We start from the raw sequence: 16,464 nt of genomic DNA, 5'->3' as shown, positions 1-16,464 counted from the left end.
GTCACCTAGGGACAAACAGTGAAGACTGTGCGAAGATGACCTCCCCGAAAACAATCCGTGACACTAAAACTCGCAAGACCAGCATGATCACTCAATCGCTCACAAACGATTGAAATACAGCACCTAATAATATCTTGCTGTTCTACGATGTGCTATGGATGCCTGCCATGCAATAAAGAGAGTGACCGCGTATATCTATCGCCTAACAATGACCGAGTCTGCAACTCTCCGTATTAAAAACTGATTGTCCTCATTTCCTGCTCAATTGAGGTGGCAACACATGGATATCATCAATCTTACAAAACTTGGTTTGAAACATTCAGAAAATGCTCTGGCAGAGCGCCTAAGAATCCAAACTGGCTATGATCTAACCAAGCCGGTCACATTTTACGGCATTATCAATGAGCGCTGTAATATTAAGTGCAGACAATGTGAATATTGGCGTTTGCCAGAATACAAACAAGAAATCACAATTCAAGAGTGGCAATCTGCTCTGATTAGCATCAAGCAGTTCGTCGGCGAATTTTTTATCAACTTCAGCGGCGGCGAACCCTATCTCAAGAAAGGCTTTATCGATCTACTAGCTTTTGCCCATCGGCATGGTATTCACTGTGGTATCACGACCAGTGGCTTTTTCTTGACCAAGGAAAAAGTCACTAAGACAGTATCAGCTCGACCATTTAATGTGAACATTTCTGTGGACGCACCGAACCCAGAACTCCATGACTATCTTCGAGGCAAGCCGGGATTATTTGTACGGCTATCGGAGGGAATCCAGTTTTTGCTCAAAGAACAGAAGAAACAATCTGTGAAATTCCCAATTATTATCAAACCCACGATCAACAGATTGAACTTTCGACTGATGCCAGATCTCGTTAAATGGACTCAACAAATCGGTGCAACTGCCATTAACTTTCAACCTGTCAACCTTTGGACCACTGAAACCTATGAAGAACTCTGGATCGAAGAGGAAGATCAAGAGGAACTCACGCAGGTGATTGAGCACTTGATCGAAATGAAAAAGAGTGGCGCGCCAATTATGAATAGCGATGAAGTACTACGATTGTATGTATCTCACTTCCACCATGAATCGGCTTCAGAAAGCGTATTGCCCTGTCGGGTAGGACTCCGCAACTTTTTGATCGAAGCTGGGGGCGAAGTAAAGCTCTGTAATGAATTTCCGAGTATTGGAAATATCAAGGAACAAAGTGCAAAGGAAATATGGTACAGCGAAAAAGCAAGGGAAATACGTCAGCAGACCCTGATCTGTGAGCAACTTTGTTTGATGACTTGCGTGTCACAAAAAACCATTGCTGAGCGAATCAAAATGGGATTGAAGCTACTCCGACCCTAATGACCACTTTCTCAAATCAACCCTAAGTGTATGAACCATTTTGCATGGCAATGGTTGAGAGAGGAATTTACAAATGGAGACGAAATCAAAATCAGGTCAGCTGAATCGGGAGTGGCCATCAGCAGGGCTTGAAAAACTCTCAAAGTGCCCGGTCTGTGATGGCTCATCAAGACACATCTTACATGAAGCATTACAGGATCATATTTTCTTCTGTGCGCCTGGCACATGGACGATGTGGCGTTGCGATGAATGCCAGAGTGGCTATCTGGATCCCCGACCGACGATAGATCATATCAGCATTGCCTACGCTACTTACTACACGCATGAATCGCATCATCCGAAGCACAATGCCGATCATACCTCAGGCAAGATTAGGCGATCGTTTCGACTTCACGACAGATTACGTTCGGCTTACTTGAACACCAAATACGGACACAATTTAAAACCAGACTTTTTCTGGCTAAACCGCCTTGCCTTCATCAGCACAAAACCATTCACTCGACAATGGGATTATTTCATCAGGAATCTCCCCTCACCACAGGTTGGTGATCAGTTGCTTGATATCGGTTGTGGCAACGGGCGTTTTATAGGCATCGCGCGGAAGCTTGGATATGATGCTATCGGCATCGAGATCGATCCCGTTGTGATTCAGAATGCTCGAGCTACTGGTGAGAAAGTGATACAAGCACGCTTGCCAGATACTACATTAGAATCGGCAAGGTTTGACCACATCACGCTTCATCATGTTCTTGAACATTTACATGATCCAAATGCTGGACTTCGGGAGTGCTTTCGTTTACTGAAAAAAAATGGGCGCTTATGGATTCAGATCCCAAATATCGATTCGATCGGCCATGACATCTATGGTCCATACTGGCGCGGTCTAGAACCGCCACGTCACTTAGCCCTTCCCTCACTCCAAGCACTGAAGAAAATACTCAACAACGCAGGTTTTATCCGAACCCAACTCGTGACTTCTGCTGATGCGGTCGACAGCTATTTTTCGAAGAGTGAGTTGATTCTGAAAGCATCGACTACCGAACAGATTCAAAGAGCTTCATTGGCAGTGCGAAAATGCGCTCTTAAAGATGAACGTCGCGATCCAGCACGACACGAGCATCTAACGCTTTTAGCATACAGATCATGATACTGCATCGCCTTAGGCCATCCTCGGCCAAAGACGATCAATAAGCTACTGGGTCACTCCGGATAGGAAGAGTATCGTTTAGAGAACATCAGAGTTAATTATGGCTCAACTGAATACCGCTCGATGGCTCAATCGAGGCAAATGGATTCACTCCGATGATTAAATACGGATTATGTATAATCATATTTGGATGATCGCAACCAGTTAATTACGAAAAGTTTCACACGGGATGATCTGAATGAGACTCACGAAATTCATCGCGCTGTTGGTTCCTAATTTCCTCAAAGCATCTCACAACAATCGAGGTCGCCAAGAAAGTATCAAAAGGTTTTCTTTTCACTCCCGCCATCGGATGGAAGTCAAAGAGGATATCCAAAAAAAATATCAGCACAATAGTGACTTGCTCGACTATTTCACGTCCAACAGCAAGACGGTCGTGCACAAATGGCATCATTACATCCCGCTGTACCATCGCTATTTTTCACCATATCGAGGTCTAAAAATAAGATTCCTAGAAATTGGTGTCAGTCAGGGTGGCAGCCTTCAGATGTGGAGAAATTACTTTGGCGATGACGCCATCATCTTTGGTATTGATATCAATCCAGAGTGTATGGCGTTTAATGGTCAGGCTGGCCAGGTCAGAATAGGCTCCCAGGTTGACGAGCATTTCCTGGAATCAGTCGTCGCAGAGATGGGTGGACTCGATATCGTCTTGGACGATGGCAGTCATCAGATGAAACATATTCCTGTGACCTTGAACTATCTCTTTCCACATCTCAACTATGGGGGAATTTATATGATCGAGGATTTACATACCGCCTACTGGAGAAAGCTAGGAGGTGGATACCGGGCCAAGATGAATTTTTTTCTGTATTGATGGATCTCGTAGACGATATGCACCATTGGTATCACACTAAGGGTATGAAATATGCTTCCGTCAGCCGAAACTGCTCTGGCATTCATATCCATGACTCCATTGTTGTGCTTGAGAAAAATAAAATATACGAACCTGTCCATTCTAGAATCGGTGTAATTGATTAAAGCTGATACGAGCATTTATTTGATGATTTAGAGAACGACCGAGTGTGCTTTGATTGCGATCAATCAACACCGTCGACGAATCGACGTCGACCCGGAAAAATCTCATTGAATGCGCACCAATTGTAATCAGGACCATGCTGTTTAGGTGCGTCGCGGTGGAAAATCACGACCGGCACTCAAACCAGCGCATGCAGATAAGACGCGACCCGTGCATGGGTCGCGAGTAAGATCCCACCCCCAGAGGTCGGGTCGCCGGCAACGGGCTTCCGGATCCCATCGAGTTCTTCCCAACGCCTTGCCAGATAGCTGAACCAGAGTGCGGGCGCTTCTCCAGTGGGCCGTTTCATGCCGACCAGATAAGCATCGAGACAGCGGCGTGCCAGATGAACCGGTGCCCGAGCCGAACTTAGGAGGTAGCAGAGATCGCCGAGCGGAATCCCCGCAAAGGTCGAGGAACCCCAATCGAGAACACGAAAATCGCGACCGTCCGGACGGGTGAGACGGGCGTTGTAGATGCCGAGATCGCCATGCTCAAGGATCAATGGAAGCGATGGAGCCAGACGCTGGAGGGTGTCCAATGCCTGTTCGGCTTGCCGTTGCAGCGGGTGCGGCAGGATCGCGCGCGCCACCAAGCGCTGAAGGGGTAAAACATGACGGTCCTGGATCTCCTCGCGTGCCGCCGTCCGGCGGGTCGCACACCCTAGCGCCGCGAGCCAATCCGCCATCCCAGTGCAGAAATGCGCCCTCCCCTGCAACCGCCAGCGCGGACCGAAAAAGGGGTGGGTTGGCTCGAAGTCGTAGGCCAACGCCCAACGCCCAGCGACCACCGCCGAGGCGGTTGGGCGGATCACCCGAGACGCCAGCGCGGGACCAAGCGCCTGTTCGATCTCCTCGAGTTGCGCGGCCTCGATTTGAAGATGTTGGGCACCGACCTCGCGAGCGGCCTTGATGAGACGTTGTGGGCGTCCCTCCTCGTCCAGACAAAAGGCGAGAATCGGGTTGCCCGGCCCGAGACGTCCCGAGGTGATCAACCAGCGCTCGAGTGGCGTGTCGCGTAGCGGATCCTGTGTGCGGGCCGCCAGGGCGCCACGCAATGCGTCCAGCATCGTCGAAGCCGGAGCAGAACCCACCCGCCGGCTGAGCGCGATCCCCTGCTCTGGAAATCGTCTTGCAACCGACCCAGCAGCCAGCCGTGCCCAGAGTCCCACCATCGACCGCGTTGGAAACACCCACAAATGTCGAGCGGCGGCCCGCCAGCCCAGTGCGTGATCCGGGATGAGGACGCGGAACGCCGGCCAAGTCGGATAGGCCCGCCAACGGCCAAGCAGCTGTACGTCCTTTCTGTCAAGATCCTCGCCTTGCCCGAGGAACCGGCAGAGCACCCCGCCGGGGCGCAGGTATCGCCCCGCCGTCGCCGTGTCGGAGAAGACCAGATCGTAGGTCCCGCTCGGTGCGGTGACGGATCGCACATTCTCAGGCAGGCTCGACAACATGGTCTCATCACCGACGCAATCGATCTCTCCACCGATCTCCGCAATCAGATGCGGGAGGAAGGCGAGGTCGCGCACCCCCATCACCAAGACTCTGGCATCTGGACGCAATGGCAGCAGTAACTTGAAATCCGCCAGCCGATAGTCTTCGGCAAACGCATTCATCGTTCTATCATGGGTCATGCGGCGCCCCCCGACCTGGTCGGCGTCGTTTGCCACTGAAGCGTCGCGTCACGCCCCGCGCCTTATCCGCGACATAGCCTTTCTCGCTGGCATCGAGCTGCAGGAACCAAGTGAGGAGCGCTTGCAGCAACCCGTATGCGAGCGCTGCGGCCAGCACCAGCAACGCACTCCCCCAGCGATCCTCGGCAACTGCGTCGATCCAGGGCTGCATCAGGAAAAACAAGGCAAAGCCGGTGACATAGGGCAAGAGTCCAGGCAAGAGTGCCACCCGCATGAATCGCCATTGGCCCAGACCGACGAAATGATTGGTATAGATCATGTAGATAAGCGCGCTCAGGACCATGGCCGACGCAACCGCCAGGGTGATGACCACGACATTGATGCCAAACTGTAGGAAACCCGCTGCGACCAAAGCGACGACCAGGACGAGTTGCGTCAGCGGATAGATCAGCTCGCGTGCCGGGATTCCCATCCCTCGATAGATGTTTGTCGCCGGACCAGTGAGCACATTGAGCTGGAAGGGCAAAGTGAAGCAAGCGAGGATCAAGGGCGCGAGCGCAAGATCAGGTTTGGGACCGAGCCAAGCGATAAGCAAAGGCGCCGCGAACGCCGCCATGAACCCCATCATCGCCCCCGTGAGCAGATTGATGTAGCGGGCACCCTTGACGTAGAGGCCCAAGAGTTCGTCGCGTCGCTCCTGAGTGAACATATAGGCGGTCGCCGGCAGGAAGACCGCATTCATTGATGATGGGATGGAGGTCGCCATCACCGGGAATTTCTGTGCGACGTCGAACAAACCCGTCGCTTGCACATTGATGAAGAAGCCGGCAATCAGCTTCTCGATCGAGCGCAGGAACATGCCGAGAAAGCCAGAGAGCTGGAGAATGCCGCCATAGCTGGAGAAAAGCGCTAGGTCGCCACGATTGATACTGGAGAAGGAAAGACGCAAACCTGGGATGTAACGGAAGCAGAGCCAGATGTTGATCAGTATGGACAGCGCGTAGCGAATGGCGAAGGCATAGAGCAGTCCATAGAGGCCAAAACCCGCCATCAGGAAGGCGACGATCAGGAGTGTCTCCAGCATGAAGGACACGACCCAGACCTGATTCTGTTGCACGATGCGTTGTAACCCGGTCAGCACGAAGGCGAACGCGCCCCAACTCATCACGAACACATAGACCACGGCGGTGCTGAAAATCAGCACGAAGGCGGTCTCATGCAACTCGGTGGAGACCGACATGGCCGTGATCAATTGCGGAAGACCGAACCAGAGGGCGGCAAGGATAAGGGCACCAAGCAGACTCACCACCGTCAGCCCCGTTGAGAGTAACCCTCCGATCCGGTGCTCCTCGCCCTGGGCGTGGTACTGAGCCACATAGCGGACGTAAACATTGGTGACGCCGAACGAGCCCATCCCCATGTAGCCAATCAGGATGAAGCAGATCGCCCAGATGCCATACTCCTCTAAGGTCAAATAGGCGAGGATAATGGGCGGAAGAAAAAAACGGGTGACCAAGTAAAGAATCTTCGCCCCGACCGAGCTGAAGACGTTCCGCCCGATCAGGCGACTCAGACCAGATTGATCGAGTGTCTCGGCCGCACTGCGTGTTGCTGTTGTTTGTCTCGAACCCCTTTCCGACATGGCTGATGACTCGTTATCCGTCGGATCTGCACGATGACCAGCATGGGTGCTGGTCAAGCATCCTCAAGGAATTTCGCATAGGGCCCATCCGCGAGATGCGCGCACAATTCATCGTAGTTCTCGACGAGATCTCGAATGGCTTGGGGGAGGATCTTTTTCTGTTCGCTCTTGATCGGGATCGGCTCGACACCGAGAAATGCGAAGACGCGTTGATTGTAGTCGATGATCGATACGTCGCTCGCGAAATAGTCTTCGTAGCGAATCGACATCACCGGGTGGCGAGTCAACGCGGCCATCACCGCCTGTTCATGCGCCACCTCGGCAGCCATGATCATCAGGGAGCGATCGAGGTGCTCGAGATCGACCCGCCCCTTGGGCACCTCGACCGCCTGTTCACTCGCCGCGATTCGCGTCTTGCGCATGAAGACGCCCGAGAGGTAACGCTTGAGCAGATTATCGCGCCGTAGATAGATGATCGAGATCTCGGGGCGCGCCACATAATAGTCCGTCATCCCAGCATTTTTGACGCTCAAGAAGAAATCCTTGGTGCCAATGCTGACAACGTCACGATAGCGCTTGTGATGCACCGGCTTCTTCGCCTTGCGATGCGCGCGCGCGGAATAGACTTGTCCCGCATGAAAGACCAATCGGCTGTGGTAGAACCCGTTCAGATAGCGCTCGACGGACCAAGGGCAGAGCTTGCACTTCAAGAACCACTTGTAGGGTGGAATCATGGGCGCGAGCACTTCACCGTAATTCACCAGGCGCGGGTGCCGATTCAAAACATTGGTCAGATAATTGCTGCCGCTGCGTCCGCTGGTCAGGATGATGTGGTTACGCATGGTTGCAACGTCTCAGTGGAAAGCGAATCGGCTCGCGCCGCGCACGCTGCCGTGATCAGAGCCCAGCTCGCCGCCTCCGCCGATCTGAGCGATCACCAGTTCCCAACGTCTTGGCTCACCAGGACAACGGAAGTCATTATGTCATGATCCGCCGAAAACGATAGGGTGGCGCGACTTCGATTGGGGCTGCCGCCGCCTCGCCGCCAAGGCCCTCAACTCCAGACTGGAGATAGGCGATGCCCCAACCGGTGATCATAAAGAACAAGGGAACCGTTTGCAGACCGAGATAGACCGTGGCAATGGAGAAGGCAATCGCCAGATAGAGGCTTGCTAGCGTGAACGCCAGCGAACTGCCGCGTGGCTCGGCAAGGGGTTGCCGCATCCCGTGCGCCGTGAGACGGACCAGCATGATCAACATGATGGCCACCAGACTGATCACGGCCACCAACCCATGCATGAGCAGCAACAGCAGATAATAGTTGTCGATCGAAGGCATCCCCGGTACCTTCGGCCAATCATTCAAGCCCCAGCCAAACCAGAGTTTCTCGCCCGCGATATCGGCGTATTTGGTCAAGAGTTCCCAACGGTAGGCCGCTGACTCTTGAGCAACCGTCTGCGCCCCTTGCCGGCCAACCGAGACGTAGTCGAGGAACCAGATGATCCCGGGAACCCCGACGAAGATGAGGAGCCCTAAAACGACTGCGATCGCTGCGACACGTTGGCGCGAACGTCCGATGATCACCAGCATTGATGCCAGGATCGCCGCCATCCAAGGCCCCCGCACCATGGTCATGATGACCCCAGCCAAGATCCCGAGCGTGATCAGCCGCCCCTGACTGATCGGCAGCCAGGGAGCATATTTGGGCTTCGGATCCCAAGCGCCGCTCCACTCAAGCCACCGTTGGATCCGATAGCCGATGACCAGGATCACGCCGGCCAGGATCGCATGTCCATAGGGACCGGCAACGCGGGCAAACCCCCAGCGGAAGGTTGTGACCCAACGTGCCTGTCCGGGGAAAAAGGGATCGAGGATCATGCGCCATGGCGTCGTTCCCATCCGAAACTCATAGACCGAAACGACCGAAATGATGAAAAGACAGACCACCAAGGTCTTCGCGAAGAGCACACGCAATCCAGCAGGCTCGACCAGACTCTTGGCAAAGATGTAGGGCAGCACGGCCCAGGCGGTGAGGTTGATCAGGAGATTCTGCGCATCCTTGTAGCCGGAGACGCGAAATTCGGAATAGAAGGCGGTTAAAACAAACGAAAAGACCAGCAGATCCATCGCATGGAAGCGATAGCCCGGCGCTCCCCGAGCGAAGAAAGCGGCAGCAGTCCCGAATGCAGCACCGAGACTGAAGGTCGGACTCGGCAGCCCGGAGATGACCCACCGATAATACTCCGGCAGCAAGAGCATGCTGGGCAGATAGACAAAGATAAAGGCGTAGTGAGGGCCACGGGTGAAACCGATCCAGAGCGCAATCAGGCCAGGGATGATGGCAATACTCGCAAGCATCGAGAAGTGCGCTCAGGTGGCTGGACGGTGCTCAGTCGGAACTGGCAATCGGGGCTCGGATCATGGATTCATTTGCCTTTGACACGGACCCCGGGGCACGGGTGACGGGAAGAAACGCGCCGCAGGTGCACGCGATCCCCCTCATCAGGACCCGGCGCCCACCACCCGCGCCGGCACCCCAACCGCGACCGCGCCCGCTGGGATGTCGTGGGTGACCACGGCATTGGCACCAATCACGGCGCCATCGCCAATGGTGACGCCGGGCAGGATCGTCACGCCGCGCCCGATCCACACCTGCCGACCGATCTCGATCGGCCGACTCTCATGGCCAGCCCACCGGAGCGCCTGATCACCGTCCCGACGATGGTTGGCATCGCGCACACTGCTGTACTCGCCGATCATGCTGCCCGCGCCGATCCGGATGCCGTGGAAGGCCACCACGTGAACACCACGCGACATCACCACCTCATCGCCGATCTCGATCGTACCCTCCTCCTGCGTCTCGAAATAGAGACCGGGATAGAGATAGAGCCCGCGACCGAGCCGAAGCCTGCCGGTACCATGAATCTCCGGGGTTGCCAGCACCACCACCGAGGGATCGAGTGGCGAGGTGATGCGTTCGCGCAATCGCGCATGACTCCAGAGGCGTGTGAGCGGCGCGAGCCGGCGGCGCAATCGCGCTATCGGCACCAGCATCGCCACCGCGTATGCCTTGAACCCTTGTCCCATTCACATCCCCCTCGAAGTCATGAAGCCAGTCGCACCCACAACGGATCATCGCGTGAGCGCGTCAGCTTGCCGGTCAGCCGCCGAGTCCCGCCCGCGGCACCAGGCCATCATCTTCCGGTAGCACCGGAACCTGGCCAATCTGGTGGATGACGATCATTTGTACTCGATCAGACGTCTGCGGCGACCTGCCCGCCGGTCACGATAGAACCCGACTTGCCCGAACAGGATCGGAATCTGCTGCAGATGCGAATGCACCCCATAGAGCAAGCGGGTAACCAGGTTCGGATCCTTCCACGCCACGCGATGCGCCGTGCGGACGATCAACCCCAGATAGAAGACCAGCGGCAACAGCAGCGGCCAGAAGGCCGCCTCATAAACGGCCAAGGCGATGCCGCCAAGGGCGGCGAGCATCAGCACCGCGGCATGGATGCGATTGCGACGCACCTCTGCCGTCCACAGGGGCTGATCGCTGTCGCGGAAACGCGCGGCGACCTCGGCGTAGGCATGACCGGCACGAACCGCCCGGCGCCAGTACTGATTCCAGCGCGTGATCGCAAGATCGTGCAGGGTCATGGCATGATCGATGTGCTCGATCCGGTAGCCCTGCTGGCGCAGCCGTTGACAGAGTTCGGGCTCCTCACCGGCGATCAGACCTTCGTCGAAACCATTCACATGTTCGAGCGCGGAGCGCCGCATCAGGGCATCACCGCCACAGAATTCGCTCGGCCCCGGTGGATAGATCCAATCCAGATCCAGGACCCGGTTGTAGAGCGAGGCATCCGGGCGCAGTTCGCGGCGATGCCCCCACACCACCGCAACGCTGGGGTCCTTGAGCAAAGGCAGGGCCGCGGCAACGAAATCCGGGTCCAAAATGGTGTCGCCATCGAGGAAGAGCACAACGGGGGCGTGCGCGGCGCGCCATCCGGCGTTGCGCCCCAGCGCGGCCGATGGGCGCTCGGGTTTGACCCGAATGACACGCGCACCGAGTTTTCTCGCCAGCTCAGGGCTACCATCGTTTGAGTCCGAATCCACATAGATGAGATCAAACTGACCGCGTACACCCCGCGTGGTGTGCACCGAGCGGATGCATCGCTCCAGTCGCGCCCCCTCGTTGCGCCCGATGATGACCACCGAAAACACTAGGTTCGCTGCCTGCGATCTCATCATACGACTCCGTGAAATAGCCGCCGGTAGTCTTCGATCCGGGCCGCGGCGGAGAAACGGCTCGCCAATTGTCGATCCGCCGCGGCAACGAGTTGGTTCAGCATCGCCGCCTCCGCGGTCCGCAGTTCGACCAGTCGCCGCGCAAGATCATCCGCGTCATTGGCATGAAAGTGCAGACCACTGACACCGTCCTCAATCAATGAGCCGGCACCACCGGAGTTCGGCACCAGCACCGGCAGACCTGCTGCCATGGCCTCCAGGAGCGCCAGCCCAAAGGGCTCGACCGGACATAGGTGCAAGAGTAGATCAGCCTCGGCCAATTCGCGCGGCACCTGATCGGAGAAGCCGACGAAGGTCACATTCGGATGTGTCGCCCGGGCACGCTCACGCAACGCCTCGAGATCCCATCCGGTGCCGAGAATGCGCACATTGAGTGCATTGAGATCCGCATGGCGGTCGAGACACTCGAGCAGCAGATCGACTCGTTTGATCGGATCGATCCGCGAGACCACGAGCACACGCCGCACACCGGGGCGTGAGAATGGCGGCCGGCGCGGTCGCGTCGCAACGTCCTCGGGACTCAGGAAATTCTCGATGACACGAATCCGCGCGGCGCGGGCACCGTTCGCAATGAGGCGTTCTCGCACATAGTCGGAGACCGCCACGAAGATTGAGCCCATCCCATTCAACACCTTCTTCCGCCCGTAGCTGTCGCGTTCATCGGTCCCGCCATGCACCATGTGCACATGCACGCCACGACGCCGGTAGAACAGATTCAAGGCCGCGAACAGCACCGAATGCGTCACTGCCGTCGCCGCGAAACACACATCTCGGTGCTGCGCGAGTTCCCGACGCAGAATCTGCGCCAGGTCACGCGGATTCTCAAAGACGCAGGTCGCCACGCCACGCTGTTGCGCTTCGGCGATCACCGGCCCCGCGGGCGAGCACAACAACGGAGAGAAGTCATCGCGCAACCCCTCAAGCGTCGCTAGGGCCATCCGCTCGGTTCCATAGAGATTGCCACTGTGCAACACATACACCAGTCTGGGCATGTTTTGGCGTTCCGTGATTGATACCGTTGGAGATCTGTCGTCTTGCCGCGCGCTGGCTCCGCACCGGGGGCGCCGAAAGATCATGATTCATCATAGTATCAAAGGCCGGTCTTGCGATGATGACGATCGCCCCCGTTGACTCGGGCGATCGACCTTAGGGTTGCGCTGATATCTCATCATGCCGTGCGGTTGCCGATCGGGATCGCCAGCGCTTGCGCCACTTGGACTCCTCTTTGGGTAACAGCCGGCGGTATTCCTTGAGGATCTCGTTGTAATACCCACCGCCAAAGAAGATGGGGAGCCCGCTCATGATCAAGCCCACGGCAGGCGGTGACGCCTTCTCCAGACGTGACGCGGAGCCCTTGACCTCGCCGATCTGGGCGAACCGCGCACGCACGACCAGCCAGGCCGCATCGCAGAAGCCAATCAGATACTCGGTATCGGCGGAGAGACGAATGGGTGCCGCATCCACGATCACCATCTCGTATTGCTCCAGCAGTCGCTCAATGAGATCCGGCAGCCGGCGACAGTCGACGAGCCGATCCCAATTGGTCCCAAGCGTTCCGATGCGGTCGGGCAAGCGGTCATCGCCAGGAGCGATGGCTGCGCTCAGCTCGGCCTTGCCCGATAGAACATCGATCAACCCGGCCCGCGCCGGATCACCCTGATAGCGGGGATCCGCCATCAGCAGATTGGCCTCCACCACGATGGCGCGTAACCCTTGGCGATCGAGTTCGCGTGCCAGATCAAGGATGATCGTGGTCGCGCCACAGCCATGACGGGCCGAGGTCACCACGAGGCGACGGACCCCGTTGGCACTGTGCTCGCGCCGCAGCGCGAGACCGAGTTGGCGCATTTGATCGGACAGGAGCGCGCGCCGTGCCGGATCGGGTGAGGGGTCGAGGAACGACGCCAAGGGCGGAAACCCGAGAATGGCCTGCACCTGACGCGATGTTTGAACACGCCGGTCGAACAGATCGATCCCGATGGCGGCCAAGAGACCCAGGATGCCACCGGCTGCGGCAAAGATCACCGCGAGCTTGGTGCGCCCACCGCTCACTGGCGTGATCGGCGGCAAGGCCCAGGTCGAGATGCGGATAAACCCCGGCGCACTCGCCTCGATCTCAAGGAACTCGAAACGATCATCGATCGCCTCCAAGGCCTTGCGCTCGCGGGCGATCTCATTGGTCAGATCGAGCGCCTCGTTATAATGGGCGGAGAACCAGGACGCCTGGTCTTGCTGTTCACGCAGTTGCGTGCGCAGCACCGTCTCGATCTCGGAGGCCTCGCGCAAACGTGCGATGCGTTCTTCGAGCAACATCACCGACTTCTCGGCAATGAGTTGCTCCGAGGCACTGCGCACCTCGCTCTCGAGGTCGTCGAGTTCACGCTGGGCGATGCGCCGCACCGGATGGTTCTCGGTCAGCCCGGTCGTCTGTTCGAGCACCTCGCTGCGTCGTTTATAGAGATTCGCCTTGAGGCTGTTCAGCCCCGGGTCTCTTGCCGCCAGATCGCTGGCTGCCGCACTCAAGGCCCGTGCGGCGGTCTCGCCACCAACCGCCTCGTCATAGGTCGCCAACTCCGCGGCCGCGGTAATCCGCGTGCGCTCCGCCGCGAGCACCGCGCTCGTGCCCTCGATCAAGAGGGTATCGTAGGGATTCAGGGTTCCCTCGACGAAGGTGGTCACCCCAAGAATCTGGGCCAGTTCGTTGCGTCGCTGTGTCAGTTCCCGCACCCGCTGCACGCGTTCTGCACGCCGCTCAAGCAGAATCTCCATGCGATCCTCACCGGCATAGATCTCTTCGCGTTTGGTCTTCTCGAGATAGACCTCGACGACGGTGTTGACGAGCAGGTCGAGTCCGTTTGGATTCTCCGAGTCCAGACTTACGGTAATCAGATAGGTGTCGCGCACGTCACGCACCTGCAGCAACCGTTGCAACCGCTCGGCGGCCGCGCGCTCGGTCTCGCCCGGCTGCTGCCATAATCCGAAACGTCGATCACCGAGACGCTGCAAAGCCTCATACACGATATCGTAACGATTGATGGTACGAGCCTGTTGCTTGATAAAGTTCTGAAACTGAGTGAAGGACTGGAACTCAAGTTCCTTGGTTTCACCGAGAATATTGGCAAAGCGCGGCGCCACATAGATCACCGCGGTCGCCCGATAGACCGCGGTGCCTTTGATGTAGGCGACGTAGGTGCCGCCGGTCGCGACGATGAAGGCGATCAGGATCACCAGAACCTTATGGTTCCAAATGCTATTGAGCGGCTGGAAGGCGCCCGTTGAGGTCGGTTGCGGGGGTGGTGCGTTCATGCGAGACCCAGACGGTCACCGGTTGGTCGCGCCTGGTGCAAGACGGAACAGAGCCCGACTGGACAGGATGCCGACCGCATCAGTCTTCGTTGACAGCCAACAGCTGATTGATCAACAACAGGGTACTGAATGGATTGAAGTTATCCAGGATGTAACCGATCTGCGAGACGCCGCTGCGCGCGACATAGACGATGTCGCCTTCTTTGAGGGCCACGTTCAACGAAGGATCCGGTTGGAGAATTTGCATAAAGGAGAAACTGAAGTTGACACGATCGGCCGGGCGGATGACATGAATGCGATTGAGGTTGGCATCACGAGTCGGACCACCGGCTTGACTCAAGGCATCGAGGAAAGACATCTGCGGCGTGAGTCGATACACGCCGGGACTCTGGACCTCGCCCAAGACATACACCGGCGTATCCGTCGAATCCGGAATGTAGACGATGTCGTTCCGCTGCAGCCGAATGTTCAGCGATAGATCGCCGGTCAGCAGCCGCGCCAGATCGACCCAAAGAATCGCATCGCCGCGAATGATGGCGCAACGCGTGAGGAGTTGCTCTGGCCGCAACAAGGGAAGACCACCCGCTTGAGCCAGAGTTTCGAGCAGATTCGGTGGGCTGTCGAACTGCAGAACCCCTGGATTCTCGACACGACCCAACACCACGATCCGGTTCGATCCGTAGCGCATGATGCCAACGGTCACGGAGAGATCGAAGTAGTAGGGCTCCAGGGCGGCGAGGACCTGGTCGGCGGCTTGCTCGCGGGTCAAGTCACCGATCAGGACAGGGCCCGCGAAGGGCACCGTGATGAAGCCATCGGGTCCCACCAGATGAGATCCCGAGATCTCCGGTCGGGCGGCGATATCCACGACGATCTCGTCTCCCGGACCCAGCCGATAAAGGGGTTCGCCAGCCTCCTCGAATTGTTTCAGCAGTTCGAAGCTCGTCGCCTCGATGCGTCGCTCCGGAACTTCGAACGCCGCGGCCGCGTCAGGGGTCGCACGCGGAACGCGTTCCCAGGTTCCGCACCCGCTCAGGACGGCAGTTGCCAGGAGCGCACACCCTGAAATTCGCCACATGACGCAAGGCCTTTATGCAAACGTGGCACCACCGTCGAACCCTCCCGCCGGGACGCGCGAATCGGCTCATTCGAACATGCGCGGTGGGACGTCAGCGCATCTCCACGGCGGCCTGTTCAGCATTGTCGAAGATTTGAAAGACCTGCTGCAGGCGAGTCAACTCGATGAGGGCGCGAATCGGCGGCGTCAGACCGGCCAGGGCGACATCCCCTTGTTGTGCCCGTGCGGCCTTGAGCGCCGAGATCAGAACAGAGAGCCCGCTGGAATCACAGAAATTCAACTCGCTGAGGTCGAGAACCAGCTTTCCGTCACCCTGTTCCAGGCGGTCGAGTAGATGCTGCCTGGCAACGGCGGTATCGGCCGCGGTGAGGCTACCGGAAATGGCCACGCACTCGAGGTGGCCGATCCGGCGATTCGTCAAGGTGACTTTCATGCTCGGTTACTCCGTCGCTCTGGCATTCGTTTCGGTCTGTCGCGTGCGCTCACTCATCGTGAGGCGCGCTGCTTCGGTATCAGTCTTGAGATGGGATGTTGGGGTGAGCATCGCGCAGGCGCTGTTCCAGCAACTCCGTGACGAGACGATACTGCTCACGCGCCGTCGCGAATTGGTCCGCCGCCCCGTCGAGGTGGCCGGATCGCCCCATCGTCTCGAATGCCTTCGCGCACTCAGACAACGCGCTGGCACCCAATGATGCCGAGCTGGCTTTGAGAGTGTGGGCCGCGCGATGCACGCGCCCTGCGTCATCTTGCGCCAGAGCGTCCTCGATCTCGTCCAACAAGGATCCCGCATCAACGATGAAGCGTTCGACCAAACCGGGAAAATCCGCTTCCATCAGATCACGGATATCCTGGAGGACACGTTCGTCGATGATCTGTTTGTTGGAGATGTGATTCGAGACTGACATGCCGGCC

14 protein-coding genes are annotated in these 16,464 nt (G+C 57.3%); 3 read left to right on the top strand and 11 right to left on the bottom strand.

All coding sequences use genetic code 11. The features are described from left to right. Positions 1 to 280: 280 nt before the first annotated feature. The 3 genes from CKO25_RS03190 to CKO25_RS03180 all read left to right on the top strand — a co-directional run bounded on the left by CKO25_RS03190 (position 281) and on the right by CKO25_RS03180 (position 3,378). Positions 281 to 1,354, top strand: a complete 1,074-nt coding sequence (locus CKO25_RS03190) for a radical SAM protein (protein WP_200386486.1) — start codon at positions 281 to 283, stop codon at positions 1,352 to 1,354. 73 nt (positions 1,355 to 1,427) lie between these two features. Beyond that, on the top strand, positions 1,428 to 2,501 hold the full coding sequence (locus CKO25_RS03185) for a class I SAM-dependent methyltransferase (RefSeq protein ID WP_200386485.1): 1,074 nt from the start codon (positions 1,428 to 1,430) through the stop codon (positions 2,499 to 2,501). A gap of 238 nt (positions 2,502 to 2,739) precedes the next feature. Then, complete coding sequence (locus CKO25_RS03180; protein ID WP_200386484.1) at positions 2,740 to 3,378, top strand: class I SAM-dependent methyltransferase; 639 nt, start codon at positions 2,740 to 2,742, stop codon at positions 3,376 to 3,378. A gap of 340 nt (positions 3,379 to 3,718) precedes the next feature. Here CKO25_RS03180 and CKO25_RS03175 read toward each other — a convergent pair whose 3' ends face one another. The 11 genes from CKO25_RS03175 to CKO25_RS03125 form a co-directional block, all read right to left on the bottom strand. Next, entirely contained in the window at positions 3,719 to 5,197 is a 1,479-nt protein-coding gene (locus tag CKO25_RS03175) for a phosphotransferase family protein (RefSeq protein WP_200386483.1), read from the bottom strand. Between the two features lie 7 nt (positions 5,198 to 5,204). Then, entirely contained in the window at positions 5,205 to 6,857 is a 1,653-nt protein-coding gene (locus CKO25_RS03170; protein ID WP_200386482.1) for an oligosaccharide flippase family protein, read from the bottom strand. Positions 6,858 to 6,910: 53 nt separating this feature from the next. Beyond that, positions 6,911 to 7,699 carry a hypothetical protein gene (locus tag CKO25_RS03165; RefSeq protein WP_200386481.1) on the bottom strand — a complete coding sequence of 263 codons (789 nt, stop codon included), beginning with the start codon at positions 7,697 to 7,699 and terminating at the stop codon, positions 6,911 to 6,913. Between the two features lie 136 nt (positions 7,700 to 7,835). Continuing rightward, positions 7,836 to 9,215, bottom strand: a complete 1,380-nt coding sequence (locus CKO25_RS03160; protein WP_200386480.1) for an O-antigen ligase family protein — start codon at positions 9,213 to 9,215, stop codon at positions 7,836 to 7,838. 144 nt (positions 9,216 to 9,359) lie between these two features. Continuing rightward, complete coding sequence (locus CKO25_RS21560; protein WP_200386479.1) at positions 9,360 to 9,944, bottom strand: acyltransferase; 585 nt, start codon at positions 9,942 to 9,944, stop codon at positions 9,360 to 9,362. A gap of 153 nt (positions 9,945 to 10,097) precedes the next feature. Next, the gene (locus CKO25_RS03150; protein ID WP_242467360.1) at positions 10,098 to 11,111 is read right to left on the bottom strand and encodes a glycosyltransferase family 2 protein; all 1,014 of its coding nucleotides are present in this window, start codon (positions 11,109 to 11,111) and stop codon (positions 10,098 to 10,100) included. Next, positions 11,108 to 12,160 carry a glycosyltransferase family 4 protein gene (locus CKO25_RS21555; protein ID WP_200386478.1) on the bottom strand — a complete coding sequence of 351 codons (1,053 nt, stop codon included), beginning with the start codon at positions 12,158 to 12,160 and terminating at the stop codon, positions 11,108 to 11,110. Before CKO25_RS21555 ends, CKO25_RS03150 begins: the two co-directional genes overlap by 4 nt. Before the next feature lie 154 nt (positions 12,161 to 12,314). After that, positions 12,315 to 14,474 carry a GumC family protein gene (locus CKO25_RS03140; protein ID WP_200386477.1) on the bottom strand — a complete coding sequence of 720 codons (2,160 nt, stop codon included), beginning with the start codon at positions 14,472 to 14,474 and terminating at the stop codon, positions 12,315 to 12,317. Positions 14,475 to 14,553: 79 nt separating this feature from the next. Further along, positions 14,554 to 15,552 carry an SLBB domain-containing protein gene (locus tag CKO25_RS03135; protein ID WP_200386476.1) on the bottom strand — a complete coding sequence of 333 codons (999 nt, stop codon included), beginning with the start codon at positions 15,550 to 15,552 and terminating at the stop codon, positions 14,554 to 14,556. A 91-nt stretch (positions 15,553 to 15,643) separates the two neighbouring features. Continuing rightward, complete coding sequence (locus CKO25_RS03130) at positions 15,644 to 15,985, bottom strand: STAS domain-containing protein (RefSeq protein ID WP_200386475.1); 342 nt, start codon at positions 15,983 to 15,985, stop codon at positions 15,644 to 15,646. Between the two features lie 79 nt (positions 15,986 to 16,064). Further along, entirely contained in the window at positions 16,065 to 16,457 is a 393-nt protein-coding gene (locus CKO25_RS03125; protein ID WP_200386474.1) for an Hpt domain-containing protein, read from the bottom strand. Positions 16,458 to 16,464: the final 7 nt, after the last annotated feature.

Origin of the sequence: Thiocapsa imhoffii (genome assembly GCF_016583985.1) — a bacterium.
Lineage (GTDB): Bacteria > Pseudomonadota > Gammaproteobacteria > Chromatiales > Chromatiaceae > Thiocapsa > Thiocapsa imhoffii.
The sequence above is the reverse complement of the archived record's forward strand: the minus strand, read 5'-3'. Positions and strand labels throughout refer to the sequence as shown.

Coding starts and splice junctions, on each gene's coding strand:
- CKO25_RS03190 (WP_200386486.1), top strand. CDS start 281: ATGGATATCATCAATCTTACAAAACTTGGTTTGAAACATTCAGAAAAT.
- CKO25_RS03185 (WP_200386485.1), top strand. CDS start 1,428: ATGGAGACGAAATCAAAATCAGGTCAGCTGAATCGGGAGTGGCCATCA.
- CKO25_RS03180 (WP_200386484.1), top strand. CDS start 2,740: ATGAGACTCACGAAATTCATCGCGCTGTTGGTTCCTAATTTCCTCAAA.
- CKO25_RS03175 (WP_200386483.1), bottom strand. CDS start 5,197: ATGAATGCGTTTGCCGAAGACTATCGGCTGGCGGATTTCAAGTTACTG.
- CKO25_RS03170 (WP_200386482.1), bottom strand. CDS start 6,857: ATGTCGGAAAGGGGTTCGAGACAAACAACAGCAACACGCAGTGCGGCC.
- CKO25_RS03165 (WP_200386481.1), bottom strand. CDS start 7,699: ATGCGTAACCACATCATCCTGACCAGCGGACGCAGCGGCAGCAATTAT.
- CKO25_RS03160 (WP_200386480.1), bottom strand. CDS start 9,215: ATGCTTGCGAGTATTGCCATCATCCCTGGCCTGATTGCGCTCTGGATC.
- CKO25_RS21560 (WP_200386479.1), bottom strand. CDS start 9,944: ATGGGACAAGGGTTCAAGGCATACGCGGTGGCGATGCTGGTGCCGATA.
- CKO25_RS03150 (WP_242467360.1), bottom strand. CDS start 11,111: ATGATGAGATCGCAGGCAGCGAACCTAGTGTTTTCGGTGGTCATCATC.
- CKO25_RS21555 (WP_200386478.1), bottom strand. CDS start 12,160: ATGCCCAGACTGGTGTATGTGTTGCACAGTGGCAATCTCTATGGAACC.
- CKO25_RS03140 (WP_200386477.1), bottom strand. CDS start 14,474: ATGAACGCACCACCCCCGCAACCGACCTCAACGGGCGCCTTCCAGCCG.
- CKO25_RS03135 (WP_200386476.1), bottom strand. CDS start 15,552: ATGTGGCGAATTTCAGGGTGTGCGCTCCTGGCAACTGCCGTCCTGAGC.
- CKO25_RS03130 (WP_200386475.1), bottom strand. CDS start 15,985: ATGAAAGTCACCTTGACGAATCGCCGGATCGGCCACCTCGAGTGCGTG.
- CKO25_RS03125 (WP_200386474.1), bottom strand. CDS start 16,457: ATGTCAGTCTCGAATCACATCTCCAACAAACAGATCATCGACGAACGT.